This window comes from Bradyrhizobium sp. th-b2 (assembly GCF_000426785.1).
GTDB lineage: Bacteria > Pseudomonadota > Alphaproteobacteria > Rhizobiales > Xanthobacteraceae > Bradyrhizobium > Bradyrhizobium septentrionale.
The window spans coordinates 1-1552 of sequence record NZ_AUGA01000242.1 but is presented as its reverse complement, the minus strand read 5'-3'; the positions used below and the strand labels follow the sequence as shown (position 1 = coordinate 1552).

Here is a 1552-nt window from a genome sequence, read left to right as displayed (position 1 = left end):
AATTAACACCTCGTGAACTCGAGACAGCATTCTCCACATCGTCCTCTCGTCACGGTGTGATCGTGGTGTGAACAAAGCAAGCGACGTGCCGGACTGAAAGGCGCGATTTCTGCAAGCACTACAGTCCTCTGTTGGGCATCGCGTCGCTTGTTGATGTCAGGTCAAAGCTGACAACATTTGTGAGAGCTCGAACATCGCCACTTCCTCATTTCGAGCACCACCCGCAGCCAGAAAGGGCCGCCAGGGTTACCGCGGCCCTCTTCAGGCAAAGTTCTGAGTTAGATCGCGGTTTAGACCTCGAACCAAGTGGAGGAAGGAATGGCACGGCCGACTCTGTATACAATTCGTTCTCCGCTTGAGAGCCGCCTGCAATTGAGCCGCAGGCGCGCGAACTCATGCGGTAAGCGGTTGGAGAATGATCCGGGTATCAAAGCGAACGGCGCCCACCTCAAAGAGAGGAAGAGCAAATGAAAACGCATAGCAGTATCGGGGAGCTGCAGCGAGACGGCTTCGAGCTTGAAAGGCATTGCGCCTGATTGTGGCAAACGCGATGGCTATGGTTCATTCGACGGGGTGACGAGTTCATCAAAAACATTCATTCGGGCACTTCGAGACCACCGCCTACAAGTTGCCGCTGGCTGTCCGGCGGCTGGCATGAGCTGCCCGAGCCGGCCAAGAGGCTTCGCTGAAAGTGCAATACCACATGGCTGCCGGGACCGAGGCCAATCTAGAAAAGTCACCCTCTTTACCTGGGCCGCAAGCAAGCGGCATGATCTCGGGGAACTCTCGCAAGTCCTTGAAGAATGGTATCGTACCGTTCCCTCGGCCGACTTGGCCCGGTACTCGTTCTCGCGAGAAGCTTCGGCTCAAGCTTCCTTTTAGGGCGGTCGCTTGAAAGCAGGGACTGCGTCTTCCGGATCAGCCGCTTCGAGGTCGGCGGCTGAGGCGTGGTCCAAGCCCTGGTCGACCTTGTGGCGTAGATGCTGTCGTCGCCATTGTGCCAACCGAGATAAATCCATCCCGTTTGCCTTGATCGAGAGCGAGGCCCAGCGATCGTCAACGCCTCCTGCTGCGAAAAGCAGGCCATCGTGATTCGCAGCGATGAGGGTCATGCCTTCCGGGCGTCTGCATCTCGCGCCGTCGATCTCGCCCTATAGTTGTTACGCGACTTCGACTGCGCCGCGGATTTGCGGAAGCACCGGTTTGATCGGGCAAATGCATGCGCGTTATGCGCCGTGTATCGATCATTGGTGGATCTGTCCAGGCAATCGGACTTGAGGCGCACTAACGGGGTTGAGTGAACGTTAGTGAGGCTCGCGACAATTAACTACAGTCGCCTTAAGATCGTGGAGCATGCCCGTGATCCCGTTGACGAGCTCGTCGATTTGATCCTTGTTGACGATCAGAGGTGGGCAAATCGACAATGCATCGTCTACATTCCGCACGATGATCCCTCGCTCGTGCAGCAACCGGCTCGCGATGCTGCCAACGTCGCCCGGAGTAGTAGCGGCGACTTTCCGTTTCTTGTCCAGCACCAGCTCGATTGCCGCAA

General features: G+C 57.0%; 1 pseudogene. It reads right to left on the bottom strand.

The annotated features are described in order from the left end of the window. Positions 1-1304 precede the first annotated feature (1304 nt). Positions 1305-1552: pseudogene (locus tag K359_RS56660) on the bottom strand (aspartate aminotransferase family protein); the annotation flags it as partial.